This window comes from Alteromonas sp. ABH4_457 (assembly GCF_056160625.1).
Genome location: NZ_JBSWXN010000033.1, coordinates 1 through 268, shown reverse-complemented (window position 1 = coordinate 268; position 268 = coordinate 1). Strand labels below are relative to the sequence as shown.

The following is a 268-nucleotide window of genomic DNA, read 5'->3' as shown; positions in this document are numbered from 1 at the left end:
GCTAACCTGTACTAATTGCCCGTGAGGCTTAACCATACAACGCCTAAGTAGCTTTTACTTAGAAGTTGTGAGTTAAAGACTGACTAATTAAACAGTTAGAGTAGCGTTACTCTGATTGATGAAGATATCAAGCTTTCCAGAATTGTTATCTTAGTGATGTGTAAACAGCATTAAGACAAAAGTTTATGCCTGACGGCAATAGCGACGTGGTACCACCTGAATCCATTCCGAACTCAGAAGTGAAACGCGTTAGCGGCGATGGTAGTGT

1 rRNA gene is annotated in these 268 nt (G+C 41.0%); it reads left to right on the top strand.

The annotated features are described in order from the left end of the window. Nucleotides 1–188: 188 nt before the first annotated feature. Nucleotides 189–268: ribosomal RNA gene (gene rrf, locus ACXAGR_RS23820) — 5S ribosomal RNA — on the top strand; the annotation flags it as partial.